General features: G+C 39.6%; 27 protein-coding genes and 1 pseudogene. 3 read left to right on the top strand and 25 right to left on the bottom strand.

All coding sequences use genetic code 11. The features are described from left to right. Nucleotides 1–6: 6 nt before the first annotated feature. The 14 genes and pseudogenes from H8787_RS02735 to H8787_RS02675 form a co-directional block, all read right to left on the bottom strand. Nucleotides 7–831 (bottom strand): amino acid ABC transporter substrate-binding protein, encoded by an 825-nt coding sequence (locus tag H8787_RS02735; protein ID WP_187328185.1) that lies wholly within the window; start codon nt 829–831, stop codon nt 7–9. Nucleotides 832–1,001: 170 nt separating this feature from the next. Continuing rightward, nucleotides 1,002–1,124, bottom strand: a complete 123-nt coding sequence (locus tag H8787_RS10050) for a hypothetical protein (protein ID WP_261674374.1) — start codon at nt 1,122–1,124, stop codon at nt 1,002–1,004. Beyond that, nucleotides 1,076–1,186 (bottom strand): hypothetical protein, encoded by a 111-nt coding sequence (locus H8787_RS10255; protein WP_119056564.1) that lies wholly within the window; start codon nt 1,184–1,186, stop codon nt 1,076–1,078. The genes H8787_RS10050 and H8787_RS10255 overlap by 49 nt, the downstream gene beginning before the upstream one ends. Before the next feature lie 26 nt (nt 1,187–1,212). Further along, a pseudogene (locus H8787_RS10215) lies at nt 1,213–1,671 on the bottom strand (SulP family inorganic anion transporter); the annotation flags it as partial. A gap of 151 nt (nt 1,672–1,822) precedes the next feature. Then, on the bottom strand, nt 1,823–2,224 hold the full coding sequence (locus tag H8787_RS02720) for a helix-turn-helix domain-containing protein (protein WP_187328184.1): 402 nt from the start codon (nt 2,222–2,224) through the stop codon (nt 1,823–1,825). A gap of 457 nt (nt 2,225–2,681) precedes the next feature. Beyond that, complete coding sequence (locus H8787_RS02715) at nt 2,682–3,398, bottom strand: YebC/PmpR family DNA-binding transcriptional regulator (RefSeq protein ID WP_134971617.1); 717 nt, start codon at nt 3,396–3,398, stop codon at nt 2,682–2,684. Nucleotides 3,399–3,513: 115 nt separating this feature from the next. Then, a complete protein-coding gene (locus H8787_RS02710) occupies nt 3,514–4,605 on the bottom strand; it encodes a nucleotidyltransferase (RefSeq protein WP_187328183.1) in 1,092 nt (363 codons plus the stop codon). 1 nt (nt 4,606) lies between these two features. Next, the gene (locus H8787_RS02705; RefSeq protein ID WP_187328182.1) at nt 4,607–5,341 is read right to left on the bottom strand and encodes a class I SAM-dependent DNA methyltransferase; all 735 of its coding nucleotides are present in this window, start codon (nt 5,339–5,341) and stop codon (nt 4,607–4,609) included. Between the two features lie 91 nt (nt 5,342–5,432). Beyond that, nucleotides 5,433–5,798, bottom strand: a complete 366-nt coding sequence (gene rsfS, locus H8787_RS02700; protein ID WP_187328181.1) for a ribosome silencing factor — start codon at nt 5,796–5,798, stop codon at nt 5,433–5,435. Continuing rightward, nucleotides 5,799–6,392 (bottom strand): bis(5'-nucleosyl)-tetraphosphatase (symmetrical) YqeK, encoded by a 594-nt coding sequence (gene yqeK / locus H8787_RS02695; RefSeq protein WP_187328180.1) that lies wholly within the window; start codon nt 6,390–6,392, stop codon nt 5,799–5,801. Continuing rightward, nucleotides 6,382–7,023 (bottom strand): nicotinate-nucleotide adenylyltransferase, encoded by a 642-nt coding sequence (locus H8787_RS02690; protein ID WP_020998008.1) that lies wholly within the window; start codon nt 7,021–7,023, stop codon nt 6,382–6,384. The genes yqeK and H8787_RS02690 overlap by 11 nt, the downstream gene beginning before the upstream one ends. Nucleotides 7,024–7,035: 12 nt before the next feature. Further along, a complete protein-coding gene (gene yhbY, locus H8787_RS02685; protein WP_006270302.1) occupies nt 7,036–7,347 on the bottom strand; it encodes a ribosome assembly RNA-binding protein YhbY in 312 nt (103 codons plus the stop codon). A gap of 63 nt (nt 7,348–7,410) precedes the next feature. Continuing rightward, nucleotides 7,411–8,517, bottom strand: a complete 1,107-nt coding sequence (gene yqeH / locus H8787_RS02680) for a ribosome biogenesis GTPase YqeH (RefSeq protein WP_187328179.1) — start codon at nt 8,515–8,517, stop codon at nt 7,411–7,413. Nucleotides 8,518–8,519: 2 nt separating this feature from the next. After that, entirely contained in the window at nt 8,520–9,047 is a 528-nt protein-coding gene (locus tag H8787_RS02675; RefSeq protein ID WP_006270212.1) for a YqeG family HAD IIIA-type phosphatase, read from the bottom strand. 149 nt (nt 9,048–9,196) lie between these two features. Between H8787_RS02675 and H8787_RS02670 the strand changes: the two genes are divergently transcribed. After that, a complete protein-coding gene (locus tag H8787_RS02670) occupies nt 9,197–9,823 on the top strand; it encodes a TVP38/TMEM64 family protein (protein ID WP_187328178.1) in 627 nt (208 codons plus the stop codon). A gap of 30 nt (nt 9,824–9,853) precedes the next feature. Here H8787_RS02670 and H8787_RS02665 read toward each other — a convergent pair whose 3' ends face one another. The 10 genes from H8787_RS02665 to H8787_RS02620 all read right to left on the bottom strand — a co-directional run bounded on the left by H8787_RS02665 (nt 9,854) and on the right by H8787_RS02620 (nt 19,695). Continuing rightward, a complete protein-coding gene (locus tag H8787_RS02665; protein ID WP_187328177.1) occupies nt 9,854–10,765 on the bottom strand; it encodes a DMT family transporter in 912 nt (303 codons plus the stop codon). A gap of 68 nt (nt 10,766–10,833) precedes the next feature. Beyond that, nucleotides 10,834–12,267 (bottom strand): Asp-tRNA(Asn)/Glu-tRNA(Gln) amidotransferase subunit GatB, encoded by a 1,434-nt coding sequence (gene gatB / locus H8787_RS02660; RefSeq protein WP_048801213.1) that lies wholly within the window; start codon nt 12,265–12,267, stop codon nt 10,834–10,836. A 20-nt stretch (nt 12,268–12,287) separates the two neighbouring features. Then, the gene (locus tag H8787_RS10035) at nt 12,288–12,683 is read right to left on the bottom strand and encodes an SHOCT domain-containing protein (RefSeq protein ID WP_247948167.1); all 396 of its coding nucleotides are present in this window, start codon (nt 12,681–12,683) and stop codon (nt 12,288–12,290) included. Between the two features lie 6 nt (nt 12,684–12,689). Then, entirely contained in the window at nt 12,690–12,860 is a 171-nt protein-coding gene (locus H8787_RS02650; protein ID WP_006270305.1) for a hypothetical protein, read from the bottom strand. 3 nt (nt 12,861–12,863) lie between these two features. Continuing rightward, entirely contained in the window at nt 12,864–14,324 is a 1,461-nt protein-coding gene (gatA, locus tag H8787_RS02645; protein WP_006270265.1) for an Asp-tRNA(Asn)/Glu-tRNA(Gln) amidotransferase subunit GatA, read from the bottom strand. Then, a complete protein-coding gene (gatC, locus tag H8787_RS02640; RefSeq protein ID WP_003026120.1) occupies nt 14,324–14,626 on the bottom strand; it encodes an Asp-tRNA(Asn)/Glu-tRNA(Gln) amidotransferase subunit GatC in 303 nt (100 codons plus the stop codon). Before gatC ends, gatA begins: the two co-directional genes overlap by 1 nt. A 76-nt stretch (nt 14,627–14,702) precedes the next feature. Beyond that, a complete protein-coding gene (gene aspS / locus H8787_RS02635) occupies nt 14,703–16,439 on the bottom strand; it encodes an aspartate--tRNA ligase (RefSeq protein ID WP_187328176.1) in 1,737 nt (578 codons plus the stop codon). Nucleotides 16,440–16,949: 510 nt separating this feature from the next. Continuing rightward, the gene (locus tag H8787_RS02630; RefSeq protein ID WP_003031209.1) at nt 16,950–17,525 is read right to left on the bottom strand and encodes a cysteine hydrolase family protein; all 576 of its coding nucleotides are present in this window, start codon (nt 17,523–17,525) and stop codon (nt 16,950–16,952) included. Next, the gene (gene codY, locus H8787_RS02625) at nt 17,525–18,313 is read right to left on the bottom strand and encodes a GTP-sensing pleiotropic transcriptional regulator CodY (protein ID WP_003070508.1); all 789 of its coding nucleotides are present in this window, start codon (nt 18,311–18,313) and stop codon (nt 17,525–17,527) included. Before codY ends, H8787_RS02630 begins: the two co-directional genes overlap by 1 nt. A 167-nt stretch (nt 18,314–18,480) precedes the next feature. Further along, nucleotides 18,481–19,695 (bottom strand): pyridoxal phosphate-dependent aminotransferase, encoded by a 1,215-nt coding sequence (locus tag H8787_RS02620; protein WP_003070510.1) that lies wholly within the window; start codon nt 19,693–19,695, stop codon nt 18,481–18,483. A 151-nt stretch (nt 19,696–19,846) separates the two neighbouring features. Between H8787_RS02620 and H8787_RS02615 the strand changes: the two genes are divergently transcribed. Next, nucleotides 19,847–20,299: a universal stress protein gene (locus H8787_RS02615; RefSeq protein WP_048801206.1), complete on the top strand. Its 453-nt coding sequence runs from the start codon at nt 19,847–19,849 to the stop codon at nt 20,297–20,299. A gap of 44 nt (nt 20,300–20,343) precedes the next feature. Here H8787_RS02615 and H8787_RS02610 read toward each other — a convergent pair whose 3' ends face one another. Beyond that, the gene (locus H8787_RS02610; protein ID WP_187328175.1) at nt 20,344–21,732 is read right to left on the bottom strand and encodes a Cof-type HAD-IIB family hydrolase; all 1,389 of its coding nucleotides are present in this window, start codon (nt 21,730–21,732) and stop codon (nt 20,344–20,346) included. Nucleotides 21,733–21,796: 64 nt separating this feature from the next. Between H8787_RS02610 and H8787_RS02605 the strand changes: the two genes are divergently transcribed. Beyond that, nucleotides 21,797–22,759 carry an asparaginase gene (locus H8787_RS02605; protein ID WP_187328174.1) on the top strand — a complete coding sequence of 321 codons (963 nt, stop codon included), beginning with the start codon at nt 21,797–21,799 and terminating at the stop codon, nt 22,757–22,759. Nucleotides 22,760–22,816: the final 57 nt, after the last annotated feature.

The raw sequence follows: 22,816 nt of genomic DNA, 5'->3' as shown, positions 1-22,816 counted from the left end.
AGTTTCTTATTTCACATCTGCTTCTGCTGGCAAGTAACTACCACCAAAGAATTTTTGAGATAATTTTTCCAGAGTCCCATCTTTGTACAAGTCTTGAATGCGCTTATTGACAAATGTTTTCAATTCATCTTGCCCCTTTGCTAAAAGTGGATAAACATAAGGTTGTTGATTGCTTGGTAAATCAATCACTTTTAGGTTATCCAGTTTTTGATTTTTAATAACTGTTTCAACACCGATTTTATCAAAAATCTTATAATCAAACTTTCCATCATTTAAATGGTTCATAATTTGTTGAAAATCCGCTTTTGTATAGCTAATTTTTGTTGGATTGTTAGCATGGGCTTGATTGTATTTTTCTAATTGTGCGGCAGTCGTTGTCCCTTGCACTACTTCTGTTGTCTTACCACCAATATCATCCAATGATTGAATAGTTTTATCAGATTTTTTCACTACTAAGACATTTGGATTTTTAGCAGTCGGAGCTACATACAAATACTTCCCTGCACGTTCTTTTGTATAGCTGATATTGTTCACTGCCATTTGGTAGCGATCGCTATCTAGACCAGCGAAAATACCAGACCACTCTGTCGTTTCAAATTTGACCTTATATTTATTAGAACCTTTAAAAATGGCACGAATAACTTCAATCTCATAGCCGGTTAGTTTCCCATTTTCTTCATAGTTAAATGGCTTTGGTGAAGCATTCGTTGCAACTTTGACTTCTGTTTTCCCAGATGAAGTAGCTGACTTTGAATTAGAGCACGCTGCTAACATTCCTGCCGTTAAAAGTCCAAGAGCTACTAAAGAAGAGTATTTCAATACTTTTTTCATATTCCTACATAACCTCTTTCATTAAGATAAATCCTATCATATCAAATATTTTTCTTCTTGACTATTATTTGATTTTTATCCAAGTGATAGATTTTCTTTATCAAGTAGAGCTAAACGAAATCAGATTTTTACCAAACATTGATACATTTGACAAATAGTGGAAAACTCAATTACTTTTCTAAACTAGCTACGCGTGTTAAAGCGACATCAATATTAGCACAAAAGTTGTCTGCACCAACTCTTATCAATAAAGCTTGCTTTTTCCATGACATGGTAAGGTTGTTCGTTGACATTTGCCAAGGATCTCTTTAAGAACATCCAATCCCGAAATATCCATTACAGAAACACTGCGCATACGAAGAATTAAGACATTTTTACCTTGTTCAGACTAAAGAAGTCCTTGATTTGTCCAGCGATGATTTCAACAGCTATTCCAAGTGTAAAGCCAACCGTGATGGTCTTTGAAATAAATTTAATCAGATCATCAAAATGCAACAAACCCATGCCGACGAGCATTAGACCAGCTAAGAAAGTAGCCACTGTCAGACCAGATAGACCGTACTGCGCAATAATTCCATAAATGATAACAACCAAAGCGGCTGTTGGCTCACCAATCTGAACACGACTCCCACCTAAAAAAGGAAATGAAAAAACCAACTACAGCAGCTGTATAAAGAGCTTGCTCTGGATTGACCCTCGAAGCAATCGCTAAAGCAATTGACAATGGTAAGGCAATGATTACCACGATAATCCTTACTACAAGGTCTTTGACAAATTGTGCACCCCAATAATTCTGTACCACACTAAAAACTTAGGATTGATATGCTTAAAAGCGTCCATTTTCCCCTCCTCTTTTTCTCTGTTCCCAGACGCTTGCGAGAACCTTATTACCATTGTAATATAACCCCATGTAAAATCTCTAGATGACCTGAATATGAAAACGTATCAGAAAAGGCGATAATTATTTCACCATCGCCTTTAATAATCTTTCTCATTCGTTTTTATCCTTCAGTGAAGAGATTGAAAGACTGGCTAAACCAAGGCCAAGCATTGTCAGTGCAGCCTTAGTGTCCAGTTTTCCTAAAGCAGATAAAACCACAACAACAATCCCCATGGCTACTCCAAGTCCTCTCAACACGGTGTCAACAATATCAGATTTCCCATTTTTCTTGTTTTCTTTCATCACTGTCTGTCCTTGCATCAGCTCATCTACCGATGTATCAAACAGGTCTGCTAATTTAGGAATGGTATTAATATCTGGATAGGATAAATCTCTTTCCCATTTTGAAACAGCCTTATCAGTGACCCCCATCTTTTCAGCCAGTTCTAATTGTGTCATCCCTTTTGCTTTCCTTAATGATGAAATCATCATACCTAGTGTTTGTTTTTTCATCAGATTTTTCCTCCCTCCATTTGCTAATTATATTGTAGCACCTTTTCTTACAAACTCAATCGACCAATAGTTTACTTCTCTCAACTTATAGTTTATCACTGGTTTATCTGCTTTTTACGCTCCTTATTTGAATTTTTAGAATAAGCTGAGCTACAACAAGCAGTCTTGGAAACCAACCTCACTCTTCAACTACATATTATTAGCTAGCCCACCTTTTCTACCAAACTTCATGTCTACTCTATCAAAGTAAAGAAGATACTAGCTCAAAATACTTACGGTCTTATAACTAAATTTCTTAAAAAACACTGAGAGATTAGTAAGTAACAAAAAAAGAGACTGGGACAAAATTATCTCAGTCTCAATCTGTATTAGTAAAAAACTATTGATGCAGTAGCTGTTGGACTCTTCATTTGCTTTTTAAGCTCAAAAGAGTATCTAAGCACCTCTTTCTTCACTATTAAAATCCTTCTACATTTGTATAAATCTTTTGGACATCTTCGTCATCTTCCAAAACAGCATACAATTTTTCAAATGTTTCTAAGTCTTCACCTGATAAGGTCACATCAGATTGCGGAATCATTTCCAATTCGGTAACTTGGAATTCCTCCACACCAGATTCGCGGAGAGCAGTCAAGGCTTTGTGCAAATCTGTTGGTTCTGTATAAACGGTGATAGTACCGTCTTCTGCTTCTACATCATCCACATCAACATCAGCTTCTAGCAGTTGTTCAAAGACACTATCTGCATCGTCTCCTGTGAATACAATCACACCTTTATTATCAAACATATAAGACACTGAGCCACTCGCTCCCATGTTTCCACCATTTTTACCAAAGGCAGAACGAACATTTGCTGCAGTACGATTGACATTTGAAGTTAGTGTATCCACAATAAGCATTGAACCATTTGGACCAAAGCCCTCATAACGTCCTTCAGTAAAGGTTTCGTCTGTATTTCCTTTTGCCTTATCTAACGCTTTGTCAATAACATGCTTCGGCACTTGCGCTTGTTTAGCACGTTCAATAACAAATTTCAAAGCTGAATTTGATTCTGGATCTGGTTCTCCTTTTTTAGCTGCTACATAGATTTCAACACCAAATTTAGCATAAACTTTTGAGTTTGCTCCATCTTTTGCTGTTTTCTTTGCCACGATATTGGCCCATTTACGTCCCATTGGATATTCTCCTTTAGATTTTCACTTTTTCAATCTTTTTTATTATAACACAAGTCAACCTGAATTTCACTAGCAAATTAGTGACAAGAGACTGTTCTATAAGACAATTTTTTCATCAATCTACTATAATCGGGATCCTTCCAAAATTCTGTTCCTCTAGCTTTACATTTCCTAGTTGGTAAATACGATCAGCTTGCTGCGTTAAGGAATCCCATGGCTCTTGACCAATGCGGCTGATGACTTCGATTTTCTTTTTCATCTTTTTAAGATGTTCTTGACCTGCTTGAGTAAAACCTAATACGTGAATTCCGCTAGGCAAAAGCTCATCTCTTGCACCAACCAAAATATAGGTCAAAATCCGTCTGATTCGTGCTTTCGTATATCGCTTGGTAGCCACTTGTTCAACCAACTCTTCTGTGGTATAACTGGTTTTTGCTGCTTCCCGCAAGCGCACCGCAAGTTCCTGATTAACCTGATAAAAAGTAGTCAGATCAGGATGACTAATCATCTGATAACGCAAAAAAGGATAGAGTGCTGACCAGGTCACTTTGGGAGACTGAATCAGAAGTTCATGATCTGGAGTGAATTTTGCTAGAAAACCTGAACAATTCATTCGCTTTCTCAGAGCAGTAGCCGAAGCATATTTTTCATTTTCTTCCTGTGAATGGTAGCCTGCTCCCTGACGTATGATTGGTGTCAATTGAATATCTTTTCCAGCGCAAGCTTTGGCATAAGAAAGCCCTAAAATGTGATTTGGGGTATTTCCAGTGAAGTGCACACCAGCAAATCTCTCCCACATTTTTTGTGTCTTCTGTGGATACGATAAATCAGCTGGCAAACTTTGCAAGTAATCCACCATATTCTGTTGATTATCCCCATAAATTTGTGAAAAGTGCTGATAATCCAGATTTTCTTCCGTCCCAAAAGCCAACTTATCCACACCTAGACGCTCTAAAATGTCCACCGCACCTTGTGCAAAGTAATCCGCTGACTGAACAGCCACCAAAAATGGCAATTCAACCACCAAATCAGCGCCATTTCGCAGAGCCGTTTCCGCGCGTGTCCACTTATCCACAATCGCAGGTTCACCACGTTGGACAAAATTACCCGACATAGCAACAACCTTCACACCATCAGCCTGCGACAGCAAATATTTGTGACCATTGTGAAAGGGATTAAATTCTGCGATAATACCAGTTACTGTCATCTCATTTCTCCGCTACAAAAAACCAACGCTTGCTTGTTTCTATTGGTGCCTCGTCTTCAAAATCTGCATATACCTTGACATTTTTAAAACCTGCTTGCTCTAACAAAATATCATAGGTCAAAATATCATAAGTGCGTTCTTCATGAACTTCGTCGTAGCGTGTAAAGCGCCCATCCTCATCTTGTAAGAAGAAAGTCAATTCGTGCACAACAGAATGTGGTGCCTCATCAGCATAGGTATCCCAAACCATGGCAAATTTTTCTGCGTTTTCATGGTAAGAATAGCCAGGAAAGACGGTATCTGTCTGATAGATTGAGTGCACGTCAAAGATGAATACTCCGTCCTCATTCAAACAGTCGTAAACTTGTTGAAAGACATCACCAACCTCAACTTCATCAGCCATATAACAGATAGAATCTGAGTAACAAGTCACCAAATCGTAATTTCCTGCTTGCGACAAATCAAGCATATTGCCTTGTTTGAATTCGATAACTTCGCCTGCTTCTTTAGCCCGTTTTCTTGCGATTTCAAGCATATCCTCACTCAAATCAAGTCCGGTCACATAAAAGCCAACTTTAGCAAAACGAACGGATTGAATCCCTGTTCCACAAGCTAACTCTAAAAGCTTTTTCTTATCTTTTGAAAAATGGCGGAGCGAAAAGTCAGTCCATTTATCATAAAGGCTGTCATCCATAATAGCATCATAGACTGATGCAAACGTTTCATAAGTTGTCATCTTACCTAACAGTACCAAAAACAGGTACTTTCCTTTCTCCTCGTTGAAAAGGGCTGGGACAACGTCCTCAACCCTTCATTGATATTTTTAATTACAAGGTTTGTTTCTCAAGTAATGGTGTTACATCAATACCGACCGCTTCATACCAGAGTTTTTCAAGATTATAGTGACTCCGCATTTCCTCGGAAAAGATATGAACGACCACACCACCTAAGTCTAGAAGCACCCAGCCTCCAGCAGCATCCCCTTCTACATGACTAGCTAACAGCCCTACTTCTGTGACTTTCTCACGGATATTTTCTGCAATAGCTTCTAGTTGACGACTATTCATAGAGCTAGCAATGACAAAATAATCAGTCATCGTCGTCAATCCCTGCAAATCTAGCACGGTGATATCTTCCGCTCGTTTTTCATCTGCTGCTTTTACAACAATTTCTAATAATTCTTTTTCTTTCATTTAATCCTCTTTCAAATAGTACACATGTGCATTATAGGTCTCCAAAGCTTGGGGATAGATCGGCAAGCCCTGATGAGCCAGATATTCCACTGTACGCGCTGTTTCATAAGCCACGGCTTGGTTGAGCGAAACGTGAGCAATCTCACGCGCCCGCTCCACTCCTGAAAAGTTCCGATTAGGCTCAATATAGTCTGCTACGTAGACCACCTTATCTAAATCGGACATTTGGGCAGAACCTACGGTATGAATCTCAATAGCTCGTAGAATTTCTGGATCACTCAATCCTAAATCTTCTTGAATTTTGTAAATGCCGACCATGCCATGCCAAACATTATTTCCCCAATCTTTCAGTTTTGGATCCAGATCATACTTATCAATCAGCGCCAGAAATTCTTCGTCAGAGAGCTTTTTCGCATAATCATGGAGCAGACCTGCCAAACCAGCTTTTCCTACATCTACTCCGAAGCGCTCTGCCAAGTTAATCGCTGCTTGTTCCACTCCCAGACAATGTTTAAAACGTTTTTCTGGTAACAGTTGCTGCATTTTGACTAAAAGCTGATCACGAGAAATTCCCACGTAGCTTTCATATCCCATTATTGTAAAGACCTTCTTTCTCGATATAGTTTAAAACTAGCTTAGGTAAGAGAAAATTTGGTGTTCGTCCTTGAGCCAGAAAGTCCCGAACCATGCTAGAAGAAATATCCATGAGCGGCACATCTACCCAAATAACTGGGTAGGACGTTCCTGCTTTATACCTAGGGCGTTGAACACCGACAAATTGAACCAAATCAACCAATTCATCAATCCGATACCATTTAGGAAGATAATCTACCATGTCCGCTCCGATAATGAAATAATAATCTGTATCTGGATGTTTTTCTGTCAAGAGCTTCATCGTATCATAGGTATAACTAATACCTTTTCTCTCAAGTTCAATGGTTTCAATTCCTAAACCTTTGATGCCTTCAATTGCCAACTCCAACATTTTCAATCGGTGTTTCTCATCAATCGTTGTTTTCTTATCAACATGGGGCGGCTCATACTCAGGCATGAGCAAGACCTGATCTAAACATAGCTGCTGACGAACTTGATCAGCTACGACCAAATGAGCATTATGGACTGGATTGAAGTTTCCACCTAAAATCCCAACTTGCTTTCTTTTTTTTGCTTTTACTTCTGGTTCCAACTTCACCTTGGTGAAAGGAGTCAGTAATTCAATTGCCATAGGCTACTTCCTCTAAATTTCTTTTACCTTTACTGAAATTTTGCGTTTTTCCTTTTTGCTAGACTGCTTGTACAAAATCAAAATACGACCAATTTTTTGAACAGTGTCCACCCCGATTTCTTCTTCGAGAATTTCTGCTACTTCATGAATGTTCTCATCTGTATTTTGCAGAAGAGTCACTTTAATCAATTCTCTAGCATCTAGAGCTTGACGGACACTTGTTTTAATCTGGTCGTTGAGGCCGTTTTTGCCAATCTGAATAATGGGTTTGAGACTGTGAGCTTGACTATTTAAAAAAGCTCGTTGTTTGGATGTTAATGACATAGATTCCTCTTTTGTTTCTTATTTCGTTTATCTTCTCTTTATTTTTCTAACAGCCATTTCTTCTTAGATAATGGCTTTGCGGGTCACCACTGCTACTTCCTCTGGCGCCCAAACTGCAATCTGTGCTGGTCCTATCACACGAATCCAGCCCAAACCTGAAAAGACTACATCTGTTTTGGTTTCAATTTTCAACTCATGCTTGACTAGCTGTGGAAAATCTGCCACTTCTTTTTTAGAGGGCGGTGTTAGCAAAGAACCAACATGCTTTTCATAAAATTCTCCCGCTCCTGCAAGCTTGGTGCGATGCAGCTTTAGTTCATTGTCAAAATAAGCAGTAAAACCTTGTTTGTTACCCGACACAAAATCAAAGCGTCCCAAGCCTCCTAAAAAGAGGGTTTGTTCAGGATTGAGTTGGTAAGTTTTGGGCTTGATTTCCTTTTTCGGGCTGACATATTTGAAATTTTTAGCAGATAAATAATGAGCCATTTGGTAGCGGTGGATAATTCCAGGTGTGTCGTAGATATGACTACCATCAACCAGAGGAATCTCAATCTTATCCAAAGTAGTGCCAGGAAAACGGGAAGTGGTGATAATGTCCTTATCCCCAGTGATTTCCTGAATAATAGCATTGATTAGCGTTGACTTACCAACATTAGTTACACCGACCACATAGACATCTCGGCCTTTCCGATATTGCTCAATCTTTTCAATTAGTTCTTTAATGGCTTGCTTGTTTTGAGCTGAAGTCAGAACTACATCAACAGGACGCAGACCTTCCTCGTGAGCCCTCTCTGTCAACCATTGGGTCACTTTGCTAATCTTAACAGACTTGGGAAGAATATCTTTTTTATTCCCAACTAACAGCACATCATTACCAGCCACAAAGCGTGGTAAACCTGGAATGACCGAACCATTAAAATCAAAAATATCTACTACATTGACTACGAGAGCATTACTGTCACCCACTTCGTGGAGAAGCCTAAGAAAATCATCGTCTGTCAGCTGCACATCAGTAATTTCGTTGTAGTGACGGAGACGAAAACAGCGCTGGCAATACAGTTCGCCTGTCTCCATTCCCTTTTCCAAAGCAGACTGAGGGGTATAGCCCAACTTGTCCTTATATTTTGTCTGAATCGGTGCTCCACACCCAATACAGAAAATGTCTTCCATATTTAAATTCCTTTTTTGTATTCAATCATTCCATATTTTTTAGTGATTTTTTTCAAAACTCTCCGCTCACGCGCCCGATTAATCTGAGTTTTTATTGAATCATGCTCAACCAGCGGCTTGACTAAAATCGAACGAATTCCGGCTCTATGAGCAGCTCGAATATCCGTCATAAGCTGATCGCCCACCATGACCACTTCGTTTTTCTCAAAACGGAATTCTTTCAACGCACGATTAATCCCCCAAGTGAATGGTTTCATGGACCAACAAACATAATCAATTCCAAATTTTTCAACTGCTCGCTTCACTCGTTTTTTGGTATTATTAGATACCACAATAATTCGAATCCCTGCATCTCGCACATCGTGAAGCCACTGCTTCATTTCTGGTGTTCCATCGGGATTGTTCCATGCGATAAGAGTATTATCTAAATCCACCAAAACAGCCTTGATACCGTGTTTTTTTAAACTTTCAACTGTCAAATCATAAACTGCCTCAATCGCAAAATCAGGCATGTAGTTTTCAATTGCCACATTTCTCTCCAAACATTATACTTCTACCTATTTTAACATAAAAAAAAGGTTTTCGCACCCTAGATCTTTTCATCGATTTTATGTACAATTTGCCAAAAAATGTTTAAAAATGTTATAGTAAGAATAGAGAATTTAACACGGAGGAACTTATGGCAAATACGAGTAAGAAAATGACTGCCGTCTCCCCTCTTTTACAAAAATTTATCAACTGGGCTTCTATTGTTGGAGCAGTTGGAACAGTAATTTTCTGTATCTGGGCCTATTATACTGGCATTTTACAATCTAAAGAAACCCTGTCCGCCTTTATTAAGCAGGCTGGATTTTGGGGACCACCACTTTTTATTTTCCTGCAAATCCTACAGACAGTTGTTCCTATTATTCCTGGAGCTTTGACTTCGGTTGCTGGTGTTTTTATTTATGGTCATATCATTGGAACCATTTATAATTATGTTGGAATTGTCATCGGCTGTGCTATTATTTTTTACCTAGCGCGTACCTACGGTTCTGCTTTTGTCCAATCGGTCGTCAGCAAACACACCTACGACAGGTATATCGGTTGGCTGGACGAGGACAATCGTTTTGAACGTTTTTTCATCTTTATGATGATTTGGCCTATCAGTCCAGCAGACTTCCTCTGTATGCTGGCTGCTCTTACGAAAATAACTTTTAAAAAATATATGATTATTATTGTCTTGTGCAAACCCATCACGCTTGTCATCTATACTTACGGTTTGACATACATCATCGACTTCTTTTGGCAATTATTTTCAAAATGAAAGACAGAGCAATGCGATTCGCTCTGCCTTTTATAAGATTCCTTTCCTTTTTTCTAATATCAAATCTTTTATAGAAATCAAGAAGACCGCCGATAAAATCATAAACATACCAGCAAAGTCTACAAGATAAAATTGCTCATGCATAATGAGAAAGGCAAAAAATACAGCCGATATGGGCTCAACAGCCGCTAAAAGGCTAGATTTAACAGGTCCAACTAAACTGGTTCCTTTGAGAAATAGCGTATAAGCGAGGATTGTTCCCACTAAGATAATGCCCACCAAAGCTAGGTATACTTCCATTGACAATCGCAAATGAAAATGTAAGATACCACTAAATGGTGTTAGAGCAAGGCCTGCTAATGTCATCCCCACTCCAATCACCGGAATACTGCCCCACCTTTTTATCAATTGAATTGGGATTAAAATATATAAAGCGTAAGTGAAGGCAGCAAATAATCCCCAAAAAAGCCCTGCTGGCGTTACAGATAAGTGATCGAGCTGTCCATGAGTGGCAATCAAAAAAGTACCTCCAATAGCTAATACCATAGACAACACTTCTGTTATAGTAGGTGCAACCCAATCTTTGAGGCAAGTATAAGCAAGGATTCCAACCGGACAGACATATTGCAGAACAGTAGCTGTGCCTGCATTACTTTCATAAATAGATTTTAAATAAGCAAATTGATTGAGCAAAAGTCCTAATAAAGCAAAAAGCACTAATGACATCATCGCTTCCTGATCTTTTAGCATTTCAAATAATTTTTTGCGATTGGTTAATACCATATACGATATCAACAGAACTCCCGCAATTAAAAGTCGAACATTCGTTAAAACTAAGACGGGAAATCCATGCGCCATTAAGTATTGCCCACTCGTACCTGACAATCCCCATGCAACTCCTGCTACTAATGTTAACATTGTTCCTTTGGCTGTCTTTGACATTCCACTTCTCCCTTTCATCGTATGATTATAACACAAAAAATCAGCCGAAACGACTGATTTTTTATATTTTACAATTTTTCCAACTCTTGATTGAGCAGTTTTTGGGCTACTTGTGGATTAGCTTGGCCTTTGGTAGCTTTCATGAGCTGACCAATCAGTGACTTAGCTGCATTTTTGTTGCCGCCCTTGTAGTCATTGAGAGCTTTTTCATTGTTGGCAAAGACTTCTTGAATGATTGGTAATAGCTGGGTTGGGTCTGAGATTTGGATCAGACCGGCTTTTTCCACATATTCCTTGGCTGATCCACCATTCTTCGCCAAATGAACAAAGACTTTTTTGGCAATTTTAGAAGAGATAGTGCCATCTGCAATCAAGGCAATCATTTCTGTCAGATTTTCCGGTGTCAACTTAATCTCAGAGATGGTCTTACCTTCTGCATTGAGGTATTGCGCCACTTCACCTTGCAGCCAGTTTGACACAGATTTTGCGTCTCCGCCTGCTGCTACTGCAGCTTCAAAGAAGTCTGAGAGATTTTTCGTTGCCGTTAATTGTTTGACATCATAGTCTGATAGTCCGAAGTCAGCTTTATACTTAGCCCGACGTTCTTTTGGAAAAGCTGGTAAATCTGAGCGCACCGCCTCAATCCAGCTGTCATCAATCTCAAAGATTGGCAGGTCTGGCTCTGGAAAATAACGATAATCTGCCGAACCTTCCTTGACTCTCATCAAAAGAGTCTCACCTGTCGCTTCGTCATAACGGCGAGTTTCTTGACGAATCTGTCCACCGCTACGCAAAATCTCAGCCTGGCGTTTTTCCTCAAAAGCCAAGCCCTTGCGGACAAAGTTAAAGGAATTAAGATTTTTTAGTTCTGTCTTGGTACCAAATTCTTCTTGGCCATAAGGTCGGATAGAAATATTTGCATCCACCCGCATGGAGCCTTCCTCCATCTTGACATCGGAAATACCCGTGTATTGGATAATTTCTTTGAGCGCTGTTAAGTAAGCGTAAGCTTCTTCTGGACTGCGCATGTCAGCTTCTGAGACAATCTCGATCAAAGGCACTCCTTGACGGTTAAGGTCAACATAAGAATAACCGTCACTGCCATGGGTATTCTTGCCAGCATCCTCTTCCAAATGAGCCCGCTCAATGCGAATTTTTTTAGTCGTGCCGTCTTCTAGCTCGATTTCAATCCAGCCATTATAGCCAATGGGCTCATCAAATTGAGAAATTTGATAGGCTTTAGGATTATCTGGATAAAAATAATTCTTGCGGTCAAAGTGCATTTTTTGATGAATGTCCATATTGAGCGCCAGAGCAGCCTTGATACCGTAATCAATAACTCCCTTATTCATTACTGGCAAGACACCTGGAAAAGACCAGTCAATGATATTGGTGTTGGTATTTGGATCTTCCCCGAAATGAGCCGGTGCTGGTGAGAAAATTTTTGAATTTGTTTTTAATTCAACATGGACTTCCAATCCAATAATCGTTTCAAAGTTCATTTAATATCCTTTCTAAATATTTATAGCCTTAACAGTTCTTTCTTTTTCAAAATAAATTCTTCATCTGTGATAATACCTTCATCTAATAACTTTTTGTATTTAAGTATCTCGTCAGCAGGAGAAATAGTTGATACTGTATTTACTGGCATATGTGTTTCATTCACTTTTTCTAGTATAAAGTTTTTTGCATAATTAAAACTGTCTGCAACAACTTTAGATGCTATAGATATAGAATTAGGTTGTTTAGCGGCACTTTTGTCAGGATCATTAGACCAATAACTCTTTCTAGTATTTTGCATGCCTCCAGCCGAAATTTCAAAATATCCACTACCTAGAAAACCATAATTTACTTCTGCATTTGTAATATTTTTATATGGCATTGAAAATATACCGTTACCAAATGTATGTCCTGTCATATACCCTTACTTTACTATGTAAACATTTTTATCTGTACAAAAGAGAAATTCTTTAAACGTCCCCTTAAGTGCAACATAAAGTATCTCATTATCCCCTATAACTGAGTTAGCAATATTTATCAATAAATCAAGATAAGCTGGCTGATGATAAAGTTTAGACTGATAAATACGAACCATCTCTTATTCTCCAAAAATGACTGGCTTTTGCTTGTGGTAATCTGTCGTTGCTTCAAAAGCAGCTGCGACTTGGTAAATCGTTTCTTCATCAAAGTGGTTACCAATCAGCTGCAGACCAACAGGAAGACCGTCTGCAAAGCCAGCTGGGATCGAAATGCCCGGCAAGCCAGCCAGATTGACTGGAATGGTCAAAAGGTCGGCCAGATACATGGCTACCGGATCTTGGTTTTGACTGCCCAAGTCATAAGCTACCGTCGGTGCAGTTGGACCTAAGATCAAATCATATTTTTCAAAAACCTTGGCAAAATCTTGCATAATGAGCGTCCGAACTTGACCCGCCTTTTTGAAATAAGCATCATAATAACCAGACGATAAACTGAACGTTCCTAGCATAATTCGGCGCTTGACTTCCTCACCAAAACCTTGGCTGCGAGATTTGACATAGACATCCTCTAAGTTTTCAATCTCTTCTGCCCGATAGCCGTAGCGAATCCCGTCAAAACGTTGCAAGTTGGAACTGGCTTCAGAAGAAGCGATGATATAGTAGACTGCAACACCGTACTTGCTGTGCGGAAGGCTGACTTCTTCAACAATTGCTCCCAGACTTTCCAAATGCTTAGCAGCCGCTAAAATGCGTTCTTTGACTTTTTCATCAATCCCCTCACCCATGTATTCTTTGGGAAGAGCGATTTTCAATCCTTTAATCTCTCGACCAATCTTGCTAGTGAAATCAGGAACAGCTCGTTGAGAAGAAGTAGAGTCTTTTTTGTCATTGCCTGCAATCACTCCCAAAAGCTGAGCATTTTCTTTGACCGTCCGAGAAAATGGTCCAATCTGATCTAGCGAGCTACCAAAAGCAATGAGACCAAAACGAGAAACTCGTCCATAAGTTGGCTTGAGACCAACCACTCCGTTAAAGGAAGCTGGCTGACGGATCGAACCACCGGTATCAGAACCTAGAGACAGGCGAACTTGACCAGAAGCAACTGCTGTCGCTGAACCACCAGATGAACCACCTGGAACTTTTGTAGCATCCCAAGCATTTTTCGTAGTCTTAAAATAAGAGTTTTCGCTAGAACCACCCATGGCAAATTCGTCCATATTGGTTTTACCAACGATAATCATGTCCTTGCTGTAGAGCTTCTCCACACTGGTCGCATCGAAAATCGGCTTGTAATTGTAGAGAATTTTTGAGGCAGCTGTCGTTAGAATCCCCTTAGTAGAAATATTGTCCTTAACAGCCAGTGGAATGCCGCTCATGAGATTATCCGCATCAATTCCCTTTGCATCTACTGCTGCTGCCTGTGCCACTGCTTCTTCTTCACTAATCGTAATAAAACTATCAACTGCACTTTCTCGACTTTTCATATCTTCCAGAGTAGCTTTCGTCAGCTCAACTGCTGAAAGTTCCTTTTTGACAAGGAGATCATGCAATTCTTCAATTGTTTTTTGGTTTAAAGTCATTAGGCATCTCCTCCGTCATCTAGGATGGCAGGAACCTTGATATAGCCCCGCTCTTTTTCAGGTACATTTTGGAAAAGTTCTTCTCGATTCCAACCTGCAACTGCTACATCTTCACGCATATAGTTGACATTTTCTGCCACGTTTGATGTAAAAGGCACACCAGTTGTATCAACTTCGTTTAACAACTCCACCATGTCCACAATTTTTGACAAAGTTGTCGCAAATTCTGCTGTTTCTTCAGGTGAAAAAGCTAGTTTTGACAAGTGAGCAACATGCGTTACTTCCTCTTGAGTAATTTTCATCTCTGTTTCCTTTCTCTTCTTTTATTTTTCAGCATAACTGAAAAATAATCGTCTTCTTATTTTATCACAAATAGGCTTAGTTCTTCAATTCCAAATGCAGGTCTTTCAGCTGTCTTTGGTCAACCAAACTTGGACTTTCCTGCATCGGATCAAAGCCAGTACCATTCTTCGGAAAGGCGATGACTTGGCGGATATTTTCTTCCCCAGCTAAAATCATAACCAAACGATCTAAGCCTAGAGCCAAGCCGCCGTGCGGTGGGAAGCCGTATTCCAAGGCTTCCAGGAAGAAACCAAAGTCCCGCTCATAGTCTTCTCGGCTCATGCCTAATAGCTCAAACATGGCCTCCTGAGCCTTCCGGTCGTGAATACGAAGGCTTCCTCCACCAATTTCATAGCCATTCAAGACAATGTCGTAGGCATGGCTGCAAAATTGACCTGGCTCTTGCCCATCTTCAAAAATCCCCTGTGTGAAAGGATGGTGCATGGCTTGATAGCGGTTTTGGTCCTCATTCCACTCCAGCAGGGGCCAGTCCACAACCCAGAGAAAGTTCAGCAAGCTCTGGTCGATCAAATCAAGATGTTTTGCCACTTCTAAACGCAAGTACCCTAGAGCTTCTTGAGCTTGTCTTTTCTTGGCAATAACTAGCAAAAGTAAATCACCGTCTTGTGCTTTAAATCGCTCTATGAAGGCAGCTACTTCTGTTTCAAAAGTCGAAGCCAAATCCCCTTGAAGCCCACCAGCTTCCACCTTAACGCTTGCAAACCTACTAGCTCCAAATCCTTTCATTTCCTGATAGAAATGACTAAGCTGCTTTTTAGTGAATTCATTCGCAGCATTAGGAACACAGATACCCATCACTTCCTCTTGGTTATCCAAGGCTTTCTTGATGAGAAGCGATTCATTTGCTTGGCACAAATCCGTCAAACTATTCAGCTCTAAACCAAAGCGCGTATCTGGCTTATCAGAGCCGAAGCGGCTCATAGCCTCTTCATAGCTAATAGTTGAAAAAGCTTCTGTTAGCTCTAAACCATGAGTTTTCTTAACAACAGCTTTGAGCATGCCTTCAACAAGTCTGCGAATGTCTTCCTCACTAACAAAACTCATTTCCATATCAACCTGAGTAAACTCAGGCTGACGATCTCCTCGTAGGTCCTCATCCCGAAAGCAGCGAACAACTTGATAGTAACGCTCCAGACCAGCTCCCATTAAGAGTTGCTTCAGCATTTGCGGACTTTGAGGCAAGGCATAAAATTGATTTTTAAAAACTCGACTAGGAACCAAAAAATCTCTAGCTCCTTCCGGTGTAGACTTTGTCAAGTAAGGAGTCTCCACTTCCATAAAATCCTTACCGTTTAAATAGTCACGAATTGTGCTGGTTACTTGATGACGAAGTTTGAGGTTCTCTGTCATCTTACTCCGACGCAAATCTAGATAGCGATATTTCTGTCGCAAGTCTTCTCCTGTATGGGCGTGCTGATCGAGTTCAAAGGGAAGAGACTTACTGTTTGCAAGGATTTGAATAGCCTCCGCTCGTAGCTCCACCTGTCCAGACTTGATAGCTTTGTTGACAAAGCGATTTTCTCGTTTGACAACCTCTCCCGTAACAGAGATAACATCTTCCTTATGTAGATGATCAATTCCCGCAAAAGCTGGGCTATCGCCTGCGACAAAAACTTGAAGTAGTCCTTCTCGGTCTCTTAGCTCTATAAAAGCTAATTTCCCATGATTTCGGATATTGGCAACCCATCCGGTCGCTGTCATTTTCTGACCAACCTGTTCTAAACCGTAGTTTCCGATAAAAACTTCTTTCATGTTCTCTACCTCTTTCTAAATTCATGTTCAGTTTAATCACCAATTTACCACAAATTACATATAGAAATCTACGCCCATAGATCTAATGCTATAAAGCATTAAGCAATTTGGGGTTACAGATTTTGTCCAAAGGACAAAACTGCATCCACTCCTCTATGTGCTAAGAATTATAAGGAACATAGACTTTACTGCGTAAATCTATGTCCATAGCTCTAGACTCTAAAGCATTAAGAACGATGGAAAAACGGCTTTCGCCTGTAAAACAGACGAAAGCCGTGGTACCACTGTTATTCGTTGCATTGCAACCTCTGGCTCGTAACGTGAGCAGCCGTTTGTGCTTTGATTCACACAAATCATTCGCAACAATATAATAGTTTTAAACAATATTATCTTTTGTCATAAATAGCATAGAAAAAACCATTTTATCATTGACAGTATGTTCTTCGGATTTTGCTTTCTTGGTGCTGCTCTCAGCTTTCAGCACTTTCTGTGCAAGTCAGCAAGCCTACTCTACTGCTTTTTTACTTTTAAATTGTTATCTATTATAGTCGAACCTAAAACATTTTGCAAGTGATTGAGAGCAAATTTATGATTTTCTTCAGAAAGAGAAGCTACCGCAGGTTCTACCACCTCAATTTGATACCCTAAATTGTAGGCATCGATTGCCGTATGTAGGACGCAAATATCCGTCAAGACTCCTGTCAGAATCACCGTGTCTACTTTTCTTTCTCGCAGACGTATATCCAAATCTGTGCCGGAAAAGGCAGAATAATGGCGCTTATCCATCCAAAAGACTCGAGAGTCCGCTTGATAGGTTTCATAAAAGTCAGCCAATGGTCCATAAAGATTGCGTCCACTAGTTCCTTTGATATTGTGTGGTGGAAAGAGTTTACTTTCTGGGTGGAAAGTATCTCCTTCGTCATGCGCATCAATTGCAAAAAAGATATAATCTCCTCGCTCAAAAGCTGCCTCGGTCACTTGGGCAATAGCTTCAGAAATTGCCTGAGCTGGAGCTCCAGCTGTCAACTTGCCATCATCTGCCACAAAATCCACCGTATAATCAATCGAAATCAATGCTTTTGTCATCAGTAGTCTCTCCTTTTAATCTCTTCAAAGACATCGGGAATAAGGACTTTAAGGTAGGTTCCTTTCATTCCTAAAGAACGACTCTCAATAATGCCTGCACTCTCTAGTTTACGCAAAGCATTGACAATCACTGAGCGAGTAATCCCAATACGATCTGCAATGACCGATGCTGTCAACTGTCCTTCATTACCATTTAGTTCACCTAAAATAGCTGAAACAGCTCGTAATTCTGAATAAGATAGCGTATTTACAGCCATGGTTACGGCTGTTCGACGTCGAATATTTTTTTCATCTTCTTCTCGTTGGAAGTTGAGTAGCTGAATCCCAACTACTGTACTTGCAATTTCAACTAAGATCAAGTCATCATCATCAAATTCTTTATCATTTCGCCAAACAATCAATGTTCCTAAGCGAATCCCTGATACATGAATAGGCGAAATCGTCGTCAAGCCATCTGGAAATTCATCTTTGGTTTCGACTGGAAAAATAGATAAAGCATGATTGACAGGAAGATTAGCTTCTGTATCATACATCAAATTCGCTGTGCGAACATACTCTTCTGGGAAGATTTTTGTTTGATAAAATGCTTCCACCCGGTCATTATTCGTCTTGTAGCGCATAAAATACCCCAAAAGACGCCCCTTGCTGTTTACAATACAAGCATTGCAATCCATAATCTCAGCTAACTGCTGAGTAATAGCATTGTAAGGCAATTCTTCCTGTAAGCGCTCATCTGAACGACGCAAAATAGATGTAATTTTTCGTGTTTTTGCTAATAAGTTTGCCATAATTTACCTCGCATATAATCTTATTGATTATACCATAAAACGCTTTATTCTTCAACAATTATCTGAAAATTGTTTATTGAAACACAATTAAGTCTCATTAACTTTTTCAAAACTCCTCAATCCCCATTTCCAATACCAAAAAAGCAACCTTTCGGCTGCCTGTATGATTATCTTCGATATTGCCTTAAGAAACGCGTCATTTTTTCTTGGATCTGTGCTAATTCATCTACACGTGGCAGATAAACGATACGGAAATGATCTGGATCTTTCCAATTAAATCCGCGTCCGTGTACCAGCAAAATCTTTTCTTGCTTTAAGAAATCAAGCACGAATTGTTCGTCATCATCCACTTGATACATTTCTCTATCAATTTTTGGAAAAATATACAGTCCTGCTTTAGGTTTGGTCGCAGACAAACCTGGAATTTCATTGATAGCCTTGTAAATAAAATTCCGTTGCTCATAAATGCGACCACCAGGAAGTAACAATTCGTCTACTGACTGATAACCTCCAAGAGATGTTTGGACCACATGCTGAGATAAGACGTTTGAGCACAACCGCATATTTGACAGCATATTCAGTCCTTCGATATAATCTTTCACATGAGATTTTGGACCTGAAAGCACCATCCAGCCTACGCGAAAACCTGCGATACGGTGCGATTTAGACAAACCGTTCATGCTGACGCAGAAAAGATCCGGTGCCAGACTAGCAATCGCTGTATGTTTCTCACCATCCATCACTAAACGGTCATAAATCTCATCCGCAAAAATAATCAAGTTATTTTGTCGTGCAATTTCAACAAGATATTCTAGGACTTCCTTAGGATACAAGGCACCGGTCGGATTGTTTGGATTGATAACGACAATAGCCTTTGTATTAGAAGTAATCTTTGATTTGATATCTTCTATATCTGGATACCAATCCGCCTGCTCATCACAAAGATAATGAACCGCATTGCCTCCTGCTAAGCTAACAGCAGCTGTCCAGAGCGGATAATCAGGCATCGGCACTAGAACTTCGTCCCCATTATCCAGCAAGCCCTGCATTGACATAACAATCAGCTCGCTAACCCCATTACCAAGATAAACGTCCTCAATATCGACATTTGGAATATTCTTCAACTGACAATACTGCATAATGGCTTTCCGAGCAGAAAAAATTCCTTTCGAGTCTGAATAGCCCTCGCTATCCCGTGCATTCATAATCAAATCATGAATCACTTCATCTGGTGCCGTAAAACCAAATTCGGCAGGATTTCCTGTATTCAAACGGAGGATCTTCTCACCATTTGCACGCATTCGCATGGCTTCTTCTAGGACTGGACCACGAATATCATAAGCTACATGTTCTAACTTTGTCGATTTATTAAATTCTTTCATCGAACTTTTCCTCATTTCAAAAGAGTCAATTTATTATAACGCAATTTTTCTAAAAAATCTAAAAAAGTTCTTGTAAAGTCTACCTGAAAATGCTTTACTTTTTTCATGTAAAGGGTTACAATATTAGTAAAGAAAGAATGGAGGTATCCCTATGCTACAAAGATATCAAAACATTATGGTCGCTGTTGATGGTTCTCACGAAGCTGAGCTTGCTTTTGAAAAAGGGGTAAATGTGGCACTAAGAAATAATTCACGTCTCACAATCGCTCACGTTATTGATACACGTGCATTGCAAAGTGTTTCCACATTCGATGCCGAAGTTTATGAAGAATTACAGGCAGATGCTAAAAAATTAATGGATGAGTATGCCCAAAAAGCAAAAGAAGCTGGCGTCACAGACGTTGTCACAATTGTTGAAATGGGTAACCCTAAAACCTTACTTGCAACAGATATTCCAGATGAACAAAAAGTCGATCTCATCATGGTCGGTGCTACTGGGCTCAATGCCTTTGAACGTTTATTGGTCGGTTCCTCATCTGAATACATCTTGCGTCATGCAAAAGTTGACTTACTTGTTGTTCGTGATAAGGAAAAAACATTATAATCCAAAGATAAAGAGAGATTGGCATAACCAGTCTCTCCTCTTTTTTATTCTTCATTTTTTTCACAATTCCGTTGATAAGCTTGAATTTGACGTTCAAGTTCTTTTTTGATAGCAGGCTCCGGTGCATAATTTTTTTCCCAATCATCTGGTTTTAAAATTTTATGAGTAACTGGGTCAAAGTGCGCTTTACCATCTGGGAAGAGTTTCCCCATATTCGCTTGGTGTACAATTTCAAATAAGCGCTCAGGATCTACTCCCATTAAAACAAAACTACCATAAGTAAAATATAGCATATCAATCAGTGCATCTACTTGTCCAACGAGAGACATCTCTGCATTACTCTTCTGTTTAACCTTATCGGAAGCTTTATCTATCGCTTTATGCAAAAATTGAATAGACTGATTGAAAATTTCTTCTGAAGGACTGGCTGCTCGTAAAAATTCCACTAGTTCTTCTACCTTGAAGCCTGCACGATGACGAGCACCCTCTGTTGTCCACAGGATGGGCTCTTCCTGCGTGCATTCATCCATTATCCCATGAAATTCTTTGACCTTATTAAAGTGGTGGTCGCTACTGACAAAGACTTTTTCACTCGCCAAAATACCAAAATGCTCCAAAGCCTTATGAATTCCGTCCTGACTATTACTGCTAGTAGTGTGTTTCGCAACTTCTTTCACTCGACTGGTTCCATTTCCCATGGCGATGGACATACCAACCCCCGCTAACATTTCAACATCATTATCAGAATCACCAAAAGCCATGACTTGATTGATATCAAAGCCATATTCTTTTCCAACCAGCTTAATTCCCTCTAGCTTGGACATACCCTGATTGATAATGTCAGCCGCAAAAGGACTGCTGCGAGTAAATTTTAAATTTGGAAAATCGGCTTCTATAGATTGTGTTTCTCTCGGGGTTGCCAACATTAACACTTGATAAATCGGCTCTTGAATAGATTTAAATAAATCATTCTGTTGTTGAGGAAGCGCCTTGCTGATTACATGATTGAAACTTTTATTAACCAAGTGTGTCATCTTTTTCGGAACAAAACGACTGGTCCATTGAGAAAATTTGCTCATGCCAAAACTCATGATTTTTGAGCCAACCACTCCTGATTCTGTTCCAAATGAAATTTCTATTTTATGCTGGTGAGCATACTGAATCAAGTGACGCAAGCTGGTTTTATCAATTGGCTTAGCAGAAATGACTTTATCTTTTGAAAAAATATATTGTCCATTATAGGTCACCGCAAAATCTAAATCCAACTGTTCCATAAAGGATTGGACAAAAAAGGGGCCTCTTCCTGTTGCTAAACCAACTAAAATACCTTGCTGTTTTAAACTATGGATCGCTTGTTCTGTGGATTTCAAGACCGTCCGACTATCATTTACTAATGTCCCGTCAATATCAAAAAAGACTGCTTTGATTTCCATTCATTTCTCATCTCTTTCTTTTATGATACAATAATTATAGCATAGATTCAGGAGAAGCTCACTTATGACCAAAAGAATTCTAGTTTTACATACTGGCGGTACCATTTCCATGCAAGCTGACACTGCTGGAAAAGTTGTCACAACTGAATACAATCCCATGAACCATGTCACAGTTCCTCTAGAAGGCATTCAAGTTACTGCTCTTGATGTTTTCAATATTCCTAGCCCTCACATGACACCACAGTACATGCTGCAATTGTACAAAAAAATCAGAGCAGATGGAAAGCAATTTGACGGTGTTGTGATTACTCACGGAACGGACACTCTAGAAGAAACAGCATATTTTTTGGATACGATGGAACTTCCAAATATTCCTGTTGTTTTGACTGGTGCCATGCGAAGCTCTAATGAACTAGGGAGTGATGGGGTTTACAATTACTTGTCTGCACTTCGTGTTGCAAGTGATGAAAAGGCACGCGGAAAGGGCGTTCTAGTAGTTATGAATGATGAAATCCATTCTGCAAAATACGTAACAAAAACACATACAACAAATGTCAGTACCTTTCAAACGCCAACTCATGGTCCACTTGGATTGATTATGAAAAAAGAAATTCTCTATTTTAAAACTGCCGAACCACGCGTACATTTTCATTTGAATAAGATTACTGGCTTGATTCCTATTATCCCCACCTATGCTGGAATGACAACCGAATTGCTGGATATGTTAGATTTGAAGAGAATAGATGGTCTCGTCATTGAAGCCTTCGGAGCTGGGAATCTACCACAAGAAGTGGCACAAAAGCTCAGTCATATGACTGCTTCTGGTCTTCCAATTGCATTGGTATCCCGTTGCTTCAATGGTATTGCAGAGCCAGTTTATGCTTATGAAGGAGGTGGCGTGATGCTTCGTGAAGCAGGAATTATGTTTGTTAAAGAATTAAATGCTCCTAAAGCTCGTATCAAACTTCTCATCGCCCTTAACGCTGGACTTCAAGGGCAGGCATTAAAAAACTACATAGAAGGCTAGATTCTTATATAAATAAAAAGCCTCGATTAATTCGAAGCTTCTTAGGAGATTTATGAA

Source organism: Streptococcus sp. NSJ-72, assembly GCF_014334035.1.
Classification (GTDB): Bacteria; Bacillota; Bacilli; order Lactobacillales; family Streptococcaceae; genus Streptococcus; species Streptococcus constellatus.
The sequence above is the reverse complement of the archived record's forward strand: the minus strand, read 5'-3'. Positions and strand labels throughout refer to the sequence as shown.